Annotated in this window: 1 protein-coding gene; it reads right to left on the reverse strand. The window is 63.8% G+C overall.

The window, feature by feature from the left end:
* Positions 1–279: protein kinase (locus tag NE591_RS15335; protein WP_371130641.1), on the reverse strand; the 279-nt coding region annotated here is incomplete at its 3' end.
* Between the last annotated feature and the right edge of the window lie 11 nt (positions 280–290).

The raw sequence follows: 290 nt of genomic DNA on the forward strand, positions 1-290 counted from the left end.
CTCGTCCCAGCACAGCGACGGCAGCACGAGCTCCGCCTCTTCGATGGCCTCCTCCGCCGCGTCCAGATCATCAGCGAAAAACGGGTTCGAGCCCGTGAGAATCTCGTATGTGAGACTCGCCAGGGCCCACTCGTCGGTGCGCACATCGAGCGGCTCCTGACGCAACTGCTCCAAGGGCATGTAGCCGATGGTGCCGCCGCCGGTGGTGCCCGATCCCGTGGCGTCCATGAGGGCGGCTAGGCCGAAATCGGCCACCTTGGCCTGGACTTTGCATTTCACGATGACGTTTT

Source organism: Adlercreutzia sp. DFI.6.23 (assembly GCF_024462535.1).
Lineage (GTDB): Bacteria > Actinomycetota > Coriobacteriia > Coriobacteriales > Eggerthellaceae > Adlercreutzia > Adlercreutzia rubneri.